This is a genomic window from Aerococcus sp. L_32 (assembly GCF_050689315.1).
On the sequence record NZ_JBOEQF010000420.1, the window covers coordinates 1 to 1647 of the forward strand.

The 1647-nt window shown below is 40.3% G+C and carries 1 protein-coding gene; it reads left to right on the forward strand.

Annotated elements, in window-relative coordinates; all coding sequences use genetic code 11:
* Positions 1–4: 4 nt before the first annotated feature.
* Positions 5–1647: translational GTPase TypA (gene typA / locus ACRCJ0_RS13565; protein ID WP_431390761.1), on the forward strand; the 1643-nt coding region annotated here is incomplete at its 3' end.

The window sequence follows — 1647 nt, forward strand, 5'->3', positions numbered from 1 at the left end:
AAAAATGGCAAAACGTGAAGATATTCGTAATGTTGCAATCATTGCCCACGTTGACCACGGTAAAACTACTTTGGTTAACCAATTGTTGGAACAATCAGATACTTTAGATGAACGTACAAAAATTGATGAGCGTGCAATGGACTCTAACGATATCGAGAAAGAACGTGGTATCACCATCCTAGCTAAGAATACAGCTGTAAACTACAAGGGTCACCACATTAACATCATGGATACTCCAGGACATGCGGACTTCGGTGGTGAAGTTGAGCGTATCATGACAATGGTAGACGGTGTAGTTTTAGTTGTAGATGCTTATGAAGGTACAATGCCGCAAACGCGTTTTGTATTGAAAAAAGCGTTCGAAGCGAACTTAACACCGATCGTTGTTGTAAATAAAATTGATAAACCATCAGCTCGTCCATCAGAAGTTGTAGACGAAGTATTAGACTTGTTTATCGAATTAGGTGCAGATGATGAAATGTTAGACTTCCCAGTAGTATACGCTTCAGCTTTAAGTGGTACTTCAAGTCTTTCTGACGATCCAGCTGACCAATCAGAAACAATGGACCCAATCTTCGATACAATTCTTGATGAAATCCCAGCACCAGTTGATAACTCTGAAGAAGGTTTACAATTCCAAGTATCATTACTAGACTATAACGACTATGTTGGTCGTATCGGTATTGGTCGTGTATTCCGCGGTACTATCCGTGTAGGGGACCAAGTTACCTTAATGAAACTTGACGGAACTGAGAAAAACTTCCGTGTAACAAAACTATTTGGTTTCTTAGGTTTAGAGCGTGTTGAAATTAACGAAGCGAAAGCCGGAGAGCTTATTGCCGTTTCTGGTATGGAAGATATTTTCGTTGGGGAAACAGTTGTAGATTCAAGCATCAAAGAAGCTTTAGAGCCATTACGTATTGATGAACCAACATTACAAATGACTTTCTTAACAAACGATTCACCATTCGCAGGTCAAGAAGGTAAACACGTAACTTCTCGTAAACTAGAAGAACGTTTACGTTACGAATTACATACTGACGTTTCATTACGAGTAGACAATACAGAATCTCCGGATGCATGGATTGTTTCAGGTCGTGGTGAGCTTCACTTGTCTATCTTGATTGAAAACATGCGTCGTGAAGGTTACGAGTTACAAGTATCTCGTCCAGAAGTTATCATCCGTAACATCGACGGCGTGAAATCTGAACCATTCGAGTTAGTCCAAATCGATACACCTGAAGAATACCAAGGTTCAATTATCGACGCCTTAAACCAACGTCGTGGTACTATGGTAGACATGATCTCTACAGGTCTAGGTACAACGCGTTTAACTTACCATGTACCAGCTCGTGGTATGATTGGTTTCACCACTTACTTCATGTCATTAACACATGGTTACGGTATCTTGAACCATACATTTGACCACTATGCACCATACATCAACGAACCAATCGGTGGTCGTCGTAACGGGGCCTTAGTATCAACTGATACTGGTAAAGCAACTACTTACGGTATCATGCAAGTTGAGGACCGTGGTACAATCTTTGTTAACCCAGGTACACAAGTATACGGTGGTATGATTGTTGGTGAAAGTACACGTGAAAAAGATATTGTTGTAAACATTATCCGTTCTAAAAACTTAAC